The organism is Burkholderia seminalis, from assembly GCF_001718535.1.
Lineage (GTDB): Bacteria > Pseudomonadota > Gammaproteobacteria > Burkholderiales > Burkholderiaceae > Burkholderia > Burkholderia seminalis.
The window spans coordinates 408,664-424,344 of sequence record NZ_CP013398.1 but is presented as its reverse complement, the minus strand read 5'-3'; the positions used below and the strand labels follow the sequence as shown (position 1 = coordinate 424,344).

The window sequence follows — 15,681 nt, the reverse complement described above, 5'->3', positions numbered from 1 at the left end:
TTCGGGCGGCTGACGAGCCGCCGCTCTCTCAGGATTTCAGCGGTCCGCCAAACCCGCTCGTCGGCAGCTTCATGCCCGTCGCGCCCGCGGCCGAGGCGACGGTCGTGGCGCCCTTGCCCGCGATACCGGCGACGCCCGGCAATGCGCCTTGCAACGCCCCGGACGCCGCATTCGCCGCCGGCGCGGCCAGCGCCGCGAGTCCGCCTTGCCGTGCCGCCTGCACCATCCCGGCCACCTGCTTAGCGGCGCTGCCCAGGCTCGACGCCGTCTGCAGCGCGGAGACTGCACCTGCTCCACCCAGCGCGCCCGCCGCAGCCGGCAACGCGGAACTCGCCAGTCCGCCCAGCGCTGCACCTGCACCGCCACCGCTCACGAGCCCCACGGCTGCCGTCGCAGCAGCAGGGGCCATCCCTTGCAACTGGCTGGCAAGCTGTCCCGTTGCCGCTGACTGGGCCGCCTCCGGCGACGGCTCGACCGGCTCCGCTGGCCATTTCGCCTGTTTGAAATAGTTCGCCGGCTGATCCGACTCGCGCGGATCCTTCCCGAACTCGACACGTACCGCACCCGGCGGCAGCCCGCTCACGACCGTGTAGCCGCTGTTGTCAAGCGCCCCCTTCTTCAGCACCGCACCGTTCACGTCTTTCACCGTGAACAGCCCGCCCTTCACCGCCTCGCCGTTCACGTACTTGTGAAACAGCTCCAGCTGCCCCGGCTGATCCGGCCGTGGACTCGGCAACGGATACCCCATGCTCGCCGGCCCCACGAACGTATGCGACGCACCCTTCACATCGACCGCACCCGGCGTATGAATCTCGATGTTCCCGCCTTGAATGCGGATATACCCGCCGCCGCTCGTCAGCAGAATCCCCTGATCGGCCGCGATCTCGATCCGGTCAGTCGCCGACACGACCTTCACCGCCTTCTGCGCGGTCACCTCGATGTTGTCCGACTGCGCCTGGATCTCCACCTTGCCCTTGCCCGCGAACAGCTTCATCCCCGCGTTCTGTACGAACAGGCTCAGCTTCTGCCCGATGCTCCCGATCAGCGACTTGCCCGCCGCGACATGCACGCTTTGCCCGCTCGCCACGTTCACGTGATCGTTCGCGACCACATGCACCGACTGCTGCGTCGACATCCCGATTCCCGACGGGCTGCCGAACAGCATCACCGGCTCCTTGAACGCATTCGCGCTTCCGGTGCCGCCACCGGCCGTGCGCCCGCCGGACGCGCTGCCCGACTTGCTGTCCTGCGTCGCGTCGGTGAACGCGCGCATCGTGTCGTGCGCTTCCTTCAGGCTTTCCGCCTGATGCTGCTCGCTCACACCCGACATCGCTTCGACGAGGCTTTCACCCGTCACGAGCTGCTGCTGCGCTTCCTTCACGTCGAGCGGCTGGCTGTTCGGCGCCTTCGGGTGCGTCGTCACGTAAAGGCCCTGGCTCGCCCGCACCGCGCCGTACGCATCCGAGCGCAAGTCGAACCCGCTGCCGAGATACGACCCGCGCGAATTGCCGTTCTGGTCGATGAGGTAGCCGAGGTGCAGCAGGCTGTTCGCGCTGCTGCTCATCAACTGCACGCGGTTCTGCCCGGTCGCGTCGTCCATCACAAGCTGGTTGTAGCCGCCGCCCGAATACTCCTTCGACCGGTAGCCGGACAGGATCCCGTCGCTATGCCACTGCGGCTGGTTCGCGCCGTTGTACACGCGCCCGACGGCCAGCGGCCGGTCGCAGTCGCCGCCGACGTAGTCGATCAGCACTTCCTCGCCGATGCGCGGTACGTGCACGCCGCCGTAGCCGCCGCCCGTATCCGACTGCACGACGCGCACCCAGCACGACGCGTTCTCGTTGGCCGGATTCAACCGGTCCCATACGAACTGCACACGGATCCGGTTCAGTTCGTCGGTATGGACCTCCTCGCCCTGCGGTCCAACGACGATTGCCGTTTCGAGGTGCATCTCCGGTTTTTTATGCTCGAACGGGCTGCGATACGGCACGCTCACGCGCTGCGCCTCGACCTCGACGAGATAGAAGCCCGTCGATCCGTCGTCGTGCGGGACACGCAACGCAGGATCGGCGCCGTAACCGTCCTGTGCCTGGATCAATGCCTCGCGCAGGCTGTACGGGAAGTCCGCGCTGTCGCTCGCAACGGGCAGGTTGTTCTCGATCCACCACGCGACCTCGATCGCGGCGAATTCGCGCTGATCGGCGGAATCGCGATCGTGCTCGGGATGCTCGGCCAGCGTGAAGCGCCGGCCGGCGTCGATCGCGCGCACGCCGCCCGCACCGTGGAAGCGCTTCGCCTGCGATTCCCACTCCTCCATCCGTACCTTCGTCAGATGGTCGCCGCGCGTCTGGTCCAGATACGTGTAAGCGCCCGTGTACTCGTACACCTCGAGCTGGTCCGGCAGTTCACCCTGGCCGGCCATCGTCGGCAGCGACGTACCTTTCGGATTCGACGGTTGCGCGGGGTTCTTGTAGTCAAACGTGCGCGTCGACCGCGTGACGCTCTGCAGCGTGCGCGTGCCCGACCATTGCGTGAACGCGTCGGCCCCGCTTGCCGCACCGCCGCGATAGAAGCTCACCGTCTCCGGTGACAGCGGCGCAAACGCCTGCAGGTTGTCGGTGATCACGAGCGTGTGCGACTTGCCGTCGTCGGCCTGCTGCCATGCGCAGAAGAGCCCCTCGTCCTCCATCAGCCGATGCACGAAATGCCAGTCGGTGTCGTGCTGGCGCGTGTACGAGCGATTCGGCACCGGCTTCGACAGCGCGAAGCGGAAATGGCCCTTGGCCTGCGGATGCTGGTTCAGCACGTCGCTGATGATCTGGTCGACGGTCGTGTCGTTCCAGAGCCGCTGGTCGCGACGGAACTTCAGGAAATGGGTGAAATCGGCGAACGTGAGCTGATAGGTCGTGAGCCCGCCGTCGGCGCCCAGCCGGCGCGCGGTATGCACGTATCCGTTGATCGGCCGATAGCTGCGGTCGCCTTGCTCGATCCACAGCGTGACGGGCTGCGCGATCAGCTTTTTAAGTTCCAGATCGCTATCGGTCGACAGCACGTCGAGCGTGAACTCGTACGCACGACCGATGCGCGAGCGGCCGACTGCCCGCTGCACGGTCAGGACGTTGCCCCCCAAGGGCGTATCGAGCTTCAGCAACCGGTCCTGCTGAAGCAACCCGCCACGCAACGCGGCGATCGTGTTCTGCATGTTCATGGCTACGGCCTTTTCTTCTTTTGACGCGCCCTCGGATGGCGCGAGCACTGGACTTCGCTCGCGCGATTTTACAGACAATTTACTGGCATCTTCGTAAACCGGCCGGATTTGAAGACCCGGCATCCAATCGGTCCGCGCTTCGCCTGCGCTGCCGCCCGCCGAACCGTTCCGCCCTCGCCGCCAGGTGAAATCGATTGCAATCAGGGCCAATTCGACTTCCGGCGCGGCGCGGTTGCGAGTAGTGTCTACGTGCCCGTATTCCGGCCTCATCCGGGTCCAACCGATACCCGGCGCTCCCTACACGACACTGAACACTGGAGATCTGCGATGAAACGTTCGAAGTTCCTGCTGTCGGGCCTGCTGCTCGCGTCTGCCCTCGGCTTCACGGCCGTCGCCGCACACGCGGAAGACCTGCTCGATTCCGTGAAGAAAGCCGGCGTGCTGCGCGTCGGCCTCGAGGGCACGTATCCGCCGTTCAATTCGCGCGGCACGTCAGGCCAGCTCGAGGGTTTCGACGTCGACGTCGCGAACGCGGTCGCCGGCAAGCTCGGCGTGAAGACGCAGTTCGTCCCGACCGAATGGAGCGGCATCATCGCCGGCCTGCAGGCCGGCAAGTTCGACGTGATCGTCAACCAGGTCACGATCACGCCGCAACGCAAGGAAGCGCTCGACTTCAGCCAGCCGTACACGTACTCGGCCGCGCAGCTGATCCAGCGCAAGGACGACACGCGCAACTTCAAGTCGCTCGACGACTTCAAGGGCAAGAAGCTGGGCGTGACGCTCGGCACCAACTACGACCAGATGGCGCGCACCGTGCCGGGTATCGAGGTGCAGACGTATCCGGGCGCGCCGGAGAAACTGCGCGACCTCGCCGCGGGCCGGATCGAGGCAACGCTCGACGATCGGCTGATGCTGCCGTACATGATCAAGACGTCCAACCTGCCGCTGCGCGCGGGTGCGGTGCTGAACGGCGGCAAGCAGGAAATGGCGATCCCGTTCCGCAAGGGCAATCCGAAGTTCGAGAAGGCGATCAACGACGCGCTCGATTCGCTGCACAAGGACGGCACGTTGAAGAAGATCTCGATGCACTGGTTCGGCAGCGATGTAACGGTGCCGGTCGCACAATAAGACGCCCGGCATTTCCATGCGTCACGCCGTTCATTTCGATGAACGCGTGACGCCTCCCCTCAAGCCGCTTCGTCGAAGCGCGCCAGCAACATCTGGCCGATCGGCGTCAGCGCCGGACGCGCCGCCACGGCGCTCATGCGCGCCTGCGTATCGTCGACCAGACGCTTCTCGACCAGCACGGCAAAGGCCGGATTCGATTGATCGACGCTGTCCGGCGCACGCGCAATGCGCAACAGCATCGAGAATTCGTGCGGACTCAGCATGGTGCTTGTCTCCTGACCGGCCGCGATCCGGTTCGAACCGGCGTCGATCGTGTTTGCGAATGGAAGGGTGCGATGCGCGACCGCCAGGCTGCCGGAGCGAGATCCCGGTTACCCGGCCCGCGATGCGGGCACGTCGCCGCGGCGCGGGTTGCGCACGGCTCCGTCGGGCGGGGTCGCGGCGACGAAAACGTGCAACCTTATGGGCGTATCGTGACGCGGCCGTGACAGCAAAACGGGAGCGAAATAGTCCGCATTACGCGCCGCTGGCGTTTCGATGCGGATCCAGTTGACGACGAACTGCATCAAGCTCGCGCCCGTCATCGCGAATCGACCGAATACGGGAAGCCGCCACGCCCCGATCCGCTCGCATGGCGCATGCAGCGCACGACCACGTTCAGTGCACGCCCAAGCGTCATTCCGACGAGCACGCCCCAGACGGCGAACGACAGCATCTCGAAGCCGCTCGTCGCCGCCCATGGCGCCCGCACGGCCACTGCATAATGCATGCAGGTTTCCGCGACGAAGGTCACCATCAGCGTGACGAGCAGGCTTGCGTCGCCGGGCAGGCGCACGCGCAGGCCCGACGGCATCGAGCGGTATTCGAGGCGCCACCGGCTCGCGTGCAGCCAGCCCAGCGACGCGCCGCCCAGCACGGCCGCCAGCGCAATCGCGTTCGCATCGACACCGGCGTGCGGAAACAGACCGTTCAGGCTGACGATGCCGAGCATCCCGAATACGACGGGAGAAATCAGCGGTCGCATCGCCGGCACCTCGCGCGGGAAACAGCGCTTGATGCCGATGTAAAGCAGCACGCAGAACATCACGTACACGTAAGGCTTCAGATGAAGGAGCGCGGACATGGTCGAAGTCGCCTGATCGGAATGGACACGCCGACACCGTACTGCGCAGCCCCGGCGCGCGGCGCGGCTTGCGACGGGCGGCCGGAATCCGCGGACGAGCTGCGCGTCGTGGCGATGGTCGTCCGGTGAGGCCCCCTCGGCGCGGAGCCGGCGCCATCCGCTATCCCTCCGGGCGACGCTCCGCGACACTCGTGGCGATAGCCGGCCAGCCGTCGGCCGCCGACGCACGTCGTCGAAGCCGCGCGCCGTTCGTCGCAACATTCACGCAGTCGGCCCGCGTGACGCTAAAGTCACGGCATACGCGCATCGCGCTCCCCCGACACCATGCGAGCCACGTCCGATCCTTCACCGATACCGCCGCCTGCCGGCGCCGCACCGCGGCGGCTGCGCGATCCGGCCGCGCTGCTCGCGTTCACGTGCTTCAATTCGGTCGTCGGCCTGGGGTTCTGGGTCGTCCATGTCGGCGAACCGCTGCTGCCCTACCTCGTCGTCGCCAACACGATCGGTTTCTGCGCGCTGTTGCTCAGCCGCGCCGCGAATCGGCTGCTGCCGCGCAAGCCGGGGCTCGTGCTGAAGGCCATCGTGATCGCACCGGTCAGCGTGTTCGCCGGGTTCGAGATCGCCGCGACCATCATTCGCGGGAACGTGCCGCACGTATTCGGGCACGCCCGCATCGGAACGTGGGACAACTACGGGCCGTCGTTCCTGGTGTCGGCCGTGCTGTTCGTGTGCGTGTCGCTGTTCCTTCAGTCGCTTCGCATGCGCGCGACGCTCGAAACCGAGCGACGCGAAGCCGCCGAAGCGCGCCAGGCCGAGACAGCCGCACGCCTCGCGCTGCTGCAGGCGCAGATCGAGCCGCACTTCCTGTTCAATACGCTCGCGAACGTGCAGAGCCTGATCGAACGCGACCCGTCCCGCGCATCGACGATGCTGGACCACCTGAACCGCTACCTGCGTGCGAGCCTGCGCCGCACGCGCGATGCGACGTCGACGCTCGGCGACGAACTCGATCTCGTCGACGCGTTGCTGAAGATCGCCTCGATCCGGCTCGGCGAGCGGCTGTCATATGCGATCGAAGTTCCGGAGGAATTGCACGCGCTGCCGTTCTCGCCGCTGCTGCTGCAGCCGCTCGTCGAGAATGCGCTGCTGCACGGGATCGAGCCGTCGATCGACGGCGGTGTGATCGTCGTTCGCGGCCGGATGCGGGGCGACAAGCTAGAACTGAACGTAATCGACACGGGCGTCGGCCTCGGCAAGGGCGGCTCTGGCCTGCACGGCGGCGTCGGGCTCGCCAACGTCGCTGCACGTATCCGGACGCTGCATGGCGAGCGCGGCAGCGTCACCGTCGAAACGAACGCGAGTGCCGCACATGGCGTCACCGCCACCCTGCTGACTCCGATCGACTGACATGCCGACCGCCCTCATCGCCGACGACGAACCGAACCTGTCCGCTTCGCTCGCGCAACGACTGCGGCAGCTCTGGCCTGAACTGGAGATCGTTGCGATGCCGCGCAACGGTGTCGAAACACTGGCCGCACTGAATGCGTCGCCGCGCCCGGACATCGCGTTCCTCGACATCCGGATGCCCGGCATCGACGGGTTGAAGCTGGCTGCGCTGGCGCCGGACATACATGTCGTGTTTGTCACGGCTTACGACGAATATGCAGTCGACGCGTTCGATCGCTCAGCGGTCGACTACTTGCTGAAGCCGGTGACGGACGAGCGGCTGCTGCGCTGTATCGCGAAGCTTCAGCGCGGCGAGCCGGCTGTCGGGCATCCCGAAGCGTTGGCTCAAGCGGTGCAATCGCGGGATGCCGCGCCGATCCGCTGGCTGACCGTGGGCGTGAAGGATGCGACGCGGCTCGTTTCGATCGACGATGTGCTGTATTTCCAGGCGTCGGAAAAATACACGGAAATCGTCACGGCCAGCGAACGGCTCATGATCCGCACGCCGTTGAAGGACCTGATGCAGCGGCTCGATCCGGCGCGGTTCGCGCAGGTGCATCGCGGTGTGATCGTCGCGTACGCGGCGATCGATCGTATCGAGCGCGATCTGCTGGGACGGTTGCGGATTCGCGTGCACGGGCAGCGGGAGATGCTGCCCGTCAGTCGTGCGTATGCGGGATTGTTCAGGCAGATGTGAGCGGCAGATTGATGTCGAAAGGACAGTCCCCTTGTCGCGGCACCGCGCACACGACACCTCGTCGACCAGAAAGACGGCCGCAGAAAAGACAAAGGGCCGGGAGAATCAATCTCCCGGCCCTTCGTTCAATATGGTGCCGGCTGCAGGACTCGAACCCGCCACCTGATGATTACAAATCAACTGCTCTACCAGATGAGCTAAGCCGGCGTAAGCGCGAGATTCTACCTCATTTCACGATCTTGAGGCGAGGTCTGCTGCCGCCTTTCGTGCCGTCGCCGTCGGTTTTCGGCGGTTCGTCGGCGCCTTCGGACGGCTCCTCGTTCACGCCGCTGTCGGCGACCGGCGTCAACGTCGACGCAGGCTCGTCACGCTGCCCGTCTTCCGCTTGCGCGGCGTCGTCGTCGAACGTACCCGAATCCGCGCCTTCGCCCGCAACCGCATCGACCTGGAACGCCATGCCCTGCCCGTTCTCGCGCGCATAGATCGCGAGCACGTTGGCCACCGGAATCTCGATCTTGTGCGCCTTCCCGGAGAACCGGGCCGTGAACTCGATCCACTCGTTGCCCATCTGCAACTGGCTCGTCGCCTCGAAGCTGATGTTGAGCACGATCTCGCCGTCACGCACGAACTGACGCGGCACGCGCGTCGAGTTGTCGACCCTCACCGCGATATGCGGCGTGTAACCGTTATCGGTGCACCACTCGTACAACGCGCGCAGCAGATAAGGCTTCGTTGAAATCTCTTGCATCACGATCCTCGAACCCGGAGCAGGCACGCGGCATGCCGCGCCGCCCGCTCCGTCATTCCTTCATTGCAACATCAACGACGCATGACCTTTTCGGACGGCGTCAGTGCCTCGATGTAGGCCGGACGGCTGAAGATCCGTTCGGCGTACTTCATCAGCGGCGCGGCGTTCTTCGACAGCTCGATGCCGTAGTGATCCAGGCGCCACAGCAGCGGAGCGATCGCGACGTCGAGCATCGAGAACTCTTCGCCGAGCATGTACTTGTTCTTCACGAAGATCGGCGCGAGCTGCGTCAGGCGATCGCGGATCGCGAGGCGTGCCTTCTCGTGGTTCTTCTCCGCCGCCTTGCCCTTCTCGTTCTCGAGCGTGCTGACGTGGACGAACAGTTCCTTCTCGAAGTTGAGCAGGAACAGGCGCGCACGGGCGCGCTGCACCGGGTCGGCCGGCATCAGCTGCGGATGCGGGAAGCGCTCGTCGATGTACTCGTTGATGATGTTCGATTCGTACAGGATCAGGTCGCGCTCGACCAGGATCGGCACCTGACCGTACGGGTTCATCACCGAAATGTCTTCCGGCTTGTTGAACAGGTCGACGTCACGGATTTCGAAGTCCATGCCCTTCTCGAACAGCACCAGCCGGCAACGCTGGGAGAACGGGCAAGTTGTGCCGGAATACAGAACCATCATATTTGCGTTTCCTCAAAAAAGCCGAGGGCCGGCACGCGGCGCAACCCCTTTCACGGGTTCCGCCTTGCGCCGGCCCCACGCCGGTCAGGCGTGTTTACTTGATATCTTTCCAGTACGCGGCATTGAGCCGCCAGGCCAGGAAAGTCAGGACACCGAGAAAGATCAGCACCCACACGCCGAGGCGTTTGCGGGTCTGCTGGGCCGGCTCGGACATCCATGTCATATAGGCCACCAGGTCGGCCACCGCAGCATCATAGTCGGGCGACGACAGCGTGCCCGGCGTGACCTGCTGGAAGCCGACGAGCGTGTGGACCTTCTCGCCCGTCTCCTCGTCCGTCTTGTCTTCGAATTTGGCAATGCGCTGCCCCTGCAGCTGCCACAACACATGGGGCATGCCGACGTTCTCGAACACCGCGTTGTTCCAGCCGGTCGGCCGCGTATCGTCGCGGTAGAAACTCCGCAGATACGTATACAGCCAGTCGCGGCCGCGCGCGCGCTCCTCGACCGACAGGTCGGGCGGCGTGGTGCCGAGCCAGTTCTTCGCGTCTTCGGGCCGCATCGCGACGGACATCGTGTTGCCGACCTTGTCGGTCGTGAACAGGAGATTCTTTTCGATCTCCTTCTGGGATATGCCCAGATCCGTCAGACGGTTGTAGCGCATCAGGTTCGCGCTGTGGCAGTTCAGGCAATAGTTTACAAACAATTGCGCGCCGTGCTGAAGCGAAACGAGATTTTCCGTGTTATCGGGCGCCCGGTCGAGCGGAAAATTACCTTCCGCCCGCACGGCCGGCGCCGCCAGCAGCGCACACGCGGTCGCCCCGATCAGCGCGAGTGTCGAAAGCAGTTTCTTCATGTCGTTCTCTCCTCGCTCACGTTAATGGGGCTTGAAGCGCACCCGCTCCGGCGGCTGCTTGAACGTGCCAAGCGGCGTCCAGACGGGCATGCCGAGGAAGAACGCGAAGTAGATCAGCGCGCAGGCCTGCGCGATCAGCGTCGCAGCCGGCGATGGCGGCCGCGTGCCGAGGAACGCGAGGGTCAGGAACGCCGCGACGAAGATCCCGAGGAACACCTTGTGGAACAGCGGCCGGTAGCGGATCGACTTCACCGGGCTGCGGTCCAGCCACGGCAGGAAGAACAACGTGATCACCGCCGAGCCCATCACGACGACGCCCCAGAACTTCGACTCCGTCAGGTACATGAACACGACGATCGCCGCGGCCAGCACCGGCAGGCCGGCCTTCCACTTGCCGCGCGCGCGGATCAGCGCGAGCACGCCGAGCAGCGCGATCACGATCATCAGCACGATCTTGAACGGGTCGGTGGTCGCGCGCAGCATCGCGTAGAACGCGGTGAAGTACCAGACCGGCGCGATCTCGGGCGGCGTCTGCAGCGGGTTCGCGGGGACGAAGTTGTTCGCCTCGAGGAAGTAGCCGCCCATCTCCGGCGAGAAAAACACGATCAGCGCGAAGATCATCAGGAACACGCACACGCCGAGGAAATCGTGCACCGAGTAGTACGGATGGAACGGGATGCCGTCGAGCGGGATGCCGTTCTCGTCCTTCTTCGCCTTGATCTCGATGCCGTCCGGGTTATTCGACCCCACTTCGTGCAGTGCGACGAGGTGCGCGATCACGAGACCGACCAGCACGAGCGGAATCGCGATCACGTGGAACGCGAAGAAACGGTTCAGCGTGACGTCGGACACGACGTAGTCGCCGCGAATCCACAGCGACAGGTCCGGGCCGACGAACGGGATCGCCGAGAACAGGTTCACGATCACCTGCGCACCCCAGAACGACATCTGGCCCCACGGCAGCAGGTAGCCGAAGAACGCCTCGGCCATCAGGCACAGGAAGATCGCGCAGCCGAAGATCCACACGAGCTCGCGCGGCTTGCGGTACGACCCGTACAGCAGCCCGCGGAACATGTGCAGGTAGACGACCACGAAGAACATCGATGCACCGGTCGAGTGCATGTAGCGGATCAGCCAGCCCCATGGCACCTCGCGCATGATGTACTCGACCGACGCGAACGCGAGCATCGAGTCGGGCTTGTAGTTCATCGTCAGGAAGATGCCCGTGACGATCTGGTTGACGAGCACCAGCAGCGCGAGGGAGCCGAAGAAGTACCAGAAGTTGAAGTTCTTCGGCGCGTAGTACTCGGAAACGTGCTTCTTCCAGGTGGACGTGAGCGGGAAGCGCTGATCGATCCAGCCGGTGAGACCTGTCGTGGAGACTTCTTTGTTGTCGGCGGCCATCACGCTTCTCCTTTCTCGTCCTTGCCGATCACGAGGGTCGTCGCCGACGTGAACATGTAGGGCGGGATGTCGAGATTCTGAGGCGCCGGCTTGTTCTTGAACACACGGCCGGCGAGGTCGTAGGTCGAACCGTGGCACGGGCACAGGAAACCGCCCGGCCAGTCGTCCGGCAGGTTCGGCTGCGGACCCGGCGTGAAGCGTTGGCTAGGCGTGCAGCCGAGGTGCGTACACACGGCCATCACGACGAGAATGTTCTTGCGATCGGCCCGCGAGCGATATTCGTTGGCGCAATACGCGGGCAACGGCATCGAATACGGGGATTTCGTGGTCGGATCCGCGACTTCCTTGTCGGCCTTGACCACGTCGGCCAGCATCGAATCGGTGCGATTCAGGATCCAGACGGGCTTGCCGCGCCACGGCACGGTGACCATTTCGCCAGGCTTCAGGCCGCTGATATCAACCTCGACCGGGGCACCGGCCGCTTTCGCTTTCGCGGACGGCGCAAGCGACGCCGCGAAAGGTATGACGGTGGCTACGCCTCCCACGCCACCTGCTACGGATGTCGCAATCAGCCAGGTACGGCGGCCGCTGTCGACGCGTTTCTCTTCCTTGTCTCGCATCACACGCCCCACTTCTGAGTTGGATTTTCCGTCACGACTTTCCATTCCGCCGCTAGTTTGCTCGAATGGAGTCGCCATTTACAAGGCCCGGAGATGAAAATCCCTTCGAAGTGTTTGATAGTTAAGGGTTATCCCCCACTATCGGAGCGATTAAATCATTTCACTTTTAAGCATCCGCTACATTGCGAAATTTCGATGCACCGCCGCAAATTCGTCGCTCAGACCGGATTGTGAATATCGATAAAAAGGTGCTCGATATCGAATTCTTCGGACAAGTGGGCGCCCAGCGCCTGGATTCCGTAACGTTCGGTCGCATGGTGCCCCGCCGCAACGAACGCGACGCCGCTCTCGGCAGCCGTGTGCGTCACGTATTCGGACACCTCGCCGGTCAGGTACACGTCCGCGCCGGCATCGATCGCCGCGTCGAAATAGCTTTGCGCGGCGCCGGTGCACCACGCGATACGGCGCAGCTGCATCTCCGGGTCACCGAGCACGAGCGGCGTGCGGCCGAGCGTGTTCTCGACCTTCGCGACGAAGTGCTCGAGCGTGACGGGCATCGGCAGCGTCGCCATCCAGCCGAGGTCGCCTTCGCCGAAACGCTGCTCGCCGATCAGCCCGAGCTTCGCGCCGAGCTGCGCGTTGTTGCCGAATTCGGGATGCGCGTCGAGCGGCAGGTGGAACGCGAACAGGTTCAGGTCGTTCGCGAGCAGCAGCTTCAGGCGCTGGTACTTGCGGCCCGTGATCTGCGGCGCCTCGTTGCGCCAGAAATAACCGTGATGGACGAGCACGGCATCCGCCCCCCATTCGAGCGCGGCCTCGAGGAACGCGACCGACGCCGTCACGCCGGTGGCGATCTTCTCGACCTTGCGGCGCCCCTCGACCTGGAGGCCGTTCGGGCAATAGTCCTTGAAGCGCGCGGTTTCGAGGGTATTGTTCAAGTACAATTCAAGTTCGATCCGATCCATATAAACCTCTAATCCATTCAGATGCTTAGACGCTTCTGGCTGTTCTTCGCGCAGGCGGTTACCGTGCTGCTCGCGCTGATGTTCATCGTCGTGACGCTCAAGCCGCAATGGCTGCAACGGCAAGGACAGCTCGGCAAGCAGCTCGCCACGCCGATCGTTGCGCTGCGGGAGGTCGCGCCCGGCATCGGCGGCGCGCCGGCGACCACGTCGTACGCGGAAGCCGCGCAGAAGGCGATGCCGGCCGTCGTCAACGTGTTCTCCAGCAAGGACGGCTCGCTGCCGCCCGACCCGCGCGCGAAAGATCCGCTGTTCCGCTACTTCTTCGGCGACCGCAACGCCCGCAAGCAGCAGGACGAACCGGCAGCCAACCTCGGCTCGGGCGTTATCGTGAGCCCGGAAGGTTACATTCTAACGAACCAGCACGTCGTGGACGGCGCCGACCAGATCGAAGTCGCGCTCGCCGACGGCCGCACGGCCACCGCGAAGGTGATCGGCAGCGATCCCGAGACCGATCTGGCCGTGCTGAAGATCAACGTGACGAACCTGCCGACGATCACGCTCGGCCGCTCCGACCAGTCGCGCGTCGGCGATGTCGTGCTCGCGATCGGCAACCCGTTCGGCGTCGGCCAGACGGTCACGATGGGGATCATCAGCGCGCTCGGCCGCAATCACCTCGGCATCAACACGTTCGAGAACTTCATCCAGACCGACGCACCGATCAACCCCGGCAACTCGGGCGGCGCGCTGGTCGACGTGAACGGCAACCTGCTCGGCATCAACACGGCGATCTACTCGCGTTCGGGCGGCTCGCTCGGCATCGGCTTCGCGATTCCGGTGTCGACCGCGCGCACGGTGCTCGAGAGCATCATCACGACGGGCTCGGTCACGCGCGGCTGGATCGGCGTCGAACCGCAGGACGTCACGCCGGAGATCGCCGAGTCGTTCGGGCTCCAGCAGAAATCGGGCGCGATCGTCGCCGGCGTGCTGCAGGGCGGCCCGGCCGACAAGGCCGGCATCAAGCCGGGCGATATCCTGGTCACGGTCAACGGCGAGGACATCACGGACACGACCAAGCTGCTGAACGTCGTCGCGCAGATCAAGCCCGGCACGCCGACCAAGGTGCACGTCGTGCGCAAGGGCAAGGAGTTCGACGTGAGCGTCGTGATCGGCAAGCGCCCGCCGCCGCCGAAGCAGACGCTCGACGAGCAGGACAGCGATACCGAATGAGGTTGGGCAGGCGGGTCGCGCGACATCACGCGCCCGTTGTCGTCGGTGGAAATGAAAAAGGGCAGCCGGTTGGCTGCCCTTTTGCTTTGCTTCAACCGATCCGTATTGCCCGGGAAGGGGACAATGCCACACGCTTGCCGGCTCGGCCACGGCATCGCCGCACCGTTCGAGCTGACCGGAAGAGCCGGCCCGCCGCCCGGTGCGCCGCCGTCAGCCCGCGGCTTCGCCGTTCCCCGCCTCGCCCTCTTCGGCCGGCTTCTTCGGCACGAAGAACCGCGCGGCCAGGATCCCGGCTTCATACAGCACGATCAGCGGCAGCGCGAGCATCAGTTGCGAGAACACGTCCGGCGGCGTGACGACCGCCGCGACGACGAACGCGCCGACGATCACGTACGGGCGGATTTCCTTCAGTTTCTTCACCGTCAGCACGCCCATCCGGACGAGCAGCACGACGACGATCGGCACCTCGAACGTGACCCCGAACGCGATGAACATCCCGAGCACGAAGCTCAGGTAGTTGTCGATGTCGGTCGTCATCTCGGCCCCGAGCGGCGCGTTGTAGTGCGCCATCACGCGGAAGATCGTCGGGAACACGAGGAAGTACGCGAATGCCATCCCGCACAGGAACAGCACGTAGCTGCTGCCGACGAGCGGCGTGACGAGCTTCTTCTCGTGCTGGTACAGCCCCGGCGCGACGAACGCCCAGATCTGGTACAGCACGACCGGCAGCGCGATCACGAGCGCGACGAGCATCGTGACCTTCATCGGCACGAAGAACGAGCCGGTGACGTCGGTGACGATCATCTTGCCGTCCTTCGGCAGATTCTCCATCAGCGGCCGCGCGAGCAGCCGGAAGATGTCGGGCGCCCAGTAGACGAGCCCGAGGAACACGACGATCACGGCCAGCCCCGCGCGAATGATGCGGTCGCGAAGCTCGACGAGATGGGAAATGAAGGTTTCTTCCGGGGCGTCGCCCGGGTTCTGCTGGGGGTCGCTCACACCGGCCCTCGGTAGGATTGACGAGCGAGCATGCGCTCGGCTCAGAAGAAGCGCGTCGGCCGGCGCAGGCTGGCCGGCTGGTGGCGCGCGACACGCGCGGCGCCCGACTGCACGTGCGTGCGGCGGGTGGTCGCGCGCTTGTACCAGACAGGCGTCGCCGCCTGCTTCACGCGCCAGTTGCGGCGCTTCGTCGCGAGCGCGGCCGGACTGCCGCGCCACGACGGCGCAGCAGGCGCGTCGGAACCGTAGGACCCTGCGGCACCCGACGCTTCGTCAAGACCGCCGACCGCGGAATGCCACGTGTCGTTGAGTTCCTTCTCGTGCTCGCGCAGGTTGTCGTGAATCGTCGTCTCGACATTGCGCGCGGCCGATTCGAAATCGGTCTTCATCGTCCGCAACGCGTCGAGTTCGATTTCGCGCGAGACCTCGGCCTTCACGTCGTTGATGTACCGCTGCGCACGACCGAACAGCGCGCCTGCCGTACGCGCGACGCGCGGCAGGCGCTCGGGGCCGAGCACCACGAGCGCGACGACGCCGATCAGCGCCATCTTCGAAAGACCGAGATCCAGCATCGCGAATG

Annotated in this window: 16 protein-coding genes and 1 tRNA gene; 4 read left to right on the top strand and 13 right to left on the bottom strand. The window is 65.0% G+C overall.

The window, feature by feature from the left end:
• Window positions 1-28 precede the first annotated feature (28 nt).
• Window positions 29-3,208: a type VI secretion system Vgr family protein gene (locus WJ12_RS01950; protein WP_069245531.1), complete on the bottom strand. Its 3,180-nt coding sequence runs from the start codon at window positions 3,206-3,208 to the stop codon at window positions 29-31.
• Between the two features lie 327 nt (window positions 3,209-3,535).
• Here WJ12_RS01950 and WJ12_RS01945 point away from each other — a divergent pair, with 327 nt between their 5' ends.
• Window positions 3,536-4,336 carry a transporter substrate-binding domain-containing protein gene (locus tag WJ12_RS01945; protein WP_034189797.1) on the top strand — a complete coding sequence of 267 codons (801 nt, stop codon included), beginning with the start codon at window positions 3,536-3,538 and terminating at the stop codon, window positions 4,334-4,336.
• A 59-nt stretch (window positions 4,337-4,395) separates the two neighbouring features.
• Here WJ12_RS01945 and WJ12_RS01940 read toward each other — a convergent pair whose 3' ends face one another.
• From WJ12_RS01940 to WJ12_RS01930, 3 genes are all read right to left on the bottom strand, one after another.
• A complete protein-coding gene (locus WJ12_RS01940) occupies window positions 4,396-4,599 on the bottom strand; it encodes a hypothetical protein (protein WP_034189859.1) in 204 nt (67 codons plus the stop codon).
• A gap of 108 nt (window positions 4,600-4,707) precedes the next feature.
• The gene (locus tag WJ12_RS01935) at window positions 4,708-4,902 is read right to left on the bottom strand and encodes a hypothetical protein (protein ID WP_156444751.1); all 195 of its coding nucleotides are present in this window, start codon (window positions 4,900-4,902) and stop codon (window positions 4,708-4,710) included.
• Between the two features lie 14 nt (window positions 4,903-4,916).
• Entirely contained in the window at window positions 4,917-5,459 is a 543-nt protein-coding gene (locus tag WJ12_RS01930; RefSeq protein ID WP_059557089.1) for a DUF6622 family protein, read from the bottom strand.
• Between the two features lie 324 nt (window positions 5,460-5,783).
• Between WJ12_RS01930 and WJ12_RS01925 the strand changes: the two genes are divergently transcribed.
• On the top strand, window positions 5,784-6,866 hold the full coding sequence (locus tag WJ12_RS01925) for a sensor histidine kinase (protein ID WP_059557088.1): 1,083 nt from the start codon (window positions 5,784-5,786) through the stop codon (window positions 6,864-6,866).
• 1 nt (window position 6,867) lies between these two features.
• Complete coding sequence (locus tag WJ12_RS01920; RefSeq protein WP_059557087.1) at window positions 6,868-7,602, top strand: LytR/AlgR family response regulator transcription factor; 735 nt, start codon at window positions 6,868-6,870, stop codon at window positions 7,600-7,602.
• Between the two features lie 131 nt (window positions 7,603-7,733).
• Here WJ12_RS01920 and WJ12_RS01915 read toward each other — a convergent pair.
• The 7 genes from WJ12_RS01915 to WJ12_RS01885 all read right to left on the bottom strand — a co-directional run bounded on the left by WJ12_RS01915 (window position 7,734) and on the right by WJ12_RS01885 (window position 12,875).
• A tRNA-Thr gene (locus WJ12_RS01915) sits at window positions 7,734-7,809 on the bottom strand.
• A 19-nt stretch (window positions 7,810-7,828) separates the two neighbouring features.
• Window positions 7,829-8,350 carry a ClpXP protease specificity-enhancing factor gene (locus tag WJ12_RS01910; RefSeq protein ID WP_059557077.1) on the bottom strand — a complete coding sequence of 174 codons (522 nt, stop codon included), beginning with the start codon at window positions 8,348-8,350 and terminating at the stop codon, window positions 7,829-7,831.
• A 71-nt stretch (window positions 8,351-8,421) separates the two neighbouring features.
• The gene (locus WJ12_RS01905; protein WP_006400565.1) at window positions 8,422-9,033 is read right to left on the bottom strand and encodes a glutathione S-transferase N-terminal domain-containing protein; all 612 of its coding nucleotides are present in this window, start codon (window positions 9,031-9,033) and stop codon (window positions 8,422-8,424) included.
• A gap of 94 nt (window positions 9,034-9,127) precedes the next feature.
• Window positions 9,128-9,886, bottom strand: a complete 759-nt coding sequence (locus WJ12_RS01900) for a cytochrome c1 (RefSeq protein WP_034189804.1) — start codon at window positions 9,884-9,886, stop codon at window positions 9,128-9,130.
• Window positions 9,887-9,907: 21 nt separating this feature from the next.
• Entirely contained in the window at window positions 9,908-11,290 is a 1,383-nt protein-coding gene (locus tag WJ12_RS01895) for a cytochrome b (protein WP_034189805.1), read from the bottom strand.
• A complete protein-coding gene (gene petA, locus WJ12_RS01890) occupies window positions 11,290-11,910 on the bottom strand; it encodes a ubiquinol-cytochrome c reductase iron-sulfur subunit (RefSeq protein WP_006477110.1) in 621 nt (206 codons plus the stop codon). Before petA ends, WJ12_RS01895 begins: the two co-directional genes overlap by 1 nt.
• A gap of 218 nt (window positions 11,911-12,128) precedes the next feature.
• Entirely contained in the window at window positions 12,129-12,875 is a 747-nt protein-coding gene (locus tag WJ12_RS01885) for a Nif3-like dinuclear metal center hexameric protein (protein ID WP_034189806.1), read from the bottom strand.
• 21 nt (window positions 12,876-12,896) lie between these two features.
• Here WJ12_RS01885 and WJ12_RS01880 point away from each other — a divergent pair, with 21 nt between their 5' ends.
• On the top strand, window positions 12,897-14,102 hold the full coding sequence (locus tag WJ12_RS01880; RefSeq protein ID WP_034189807.1) for a Do family serine endopeptidase: 1,206 nt from the start codon (window positions 12,897-12,899) through the stop codon (window positions 14,100-14,102).
• Between the two features lie 210 nt (window positions 14,103-14,312).
• Here WJ12_RS01880 and tatC read toward each other — a convergent pair whose 3' ends face one another.
• Window positions 14,313-15,101 carry a twin-arginine translocase subunit TatC gene (tatC, locus tag WJ12_RS01875; RefSeq protein ID WP_034189808.1) on the bottom strand — a complete coding sequence of 263 codons (789 nt, stop codon included), beginning with the start codon at window positions 15,099-15,101 and terminating at the stop codon, window positions 14,313-14,315.
• 41 nt (window positions 15,102-15,142) lie between these two features.
• A complete protein-coding gene (gene tatB, locus WJ12_RS01870) occupies window positions 15,143-15,673 on the bottom strand; it encodes a Sec-independent protein translocase protein TatB (RefSeq protein ID WP_034189809.1) in 531 nt (176 codons plus the stop codon).
• Between the last annotated feature and the right edge of the window lie 8 nt (window positions 15,674-15,681).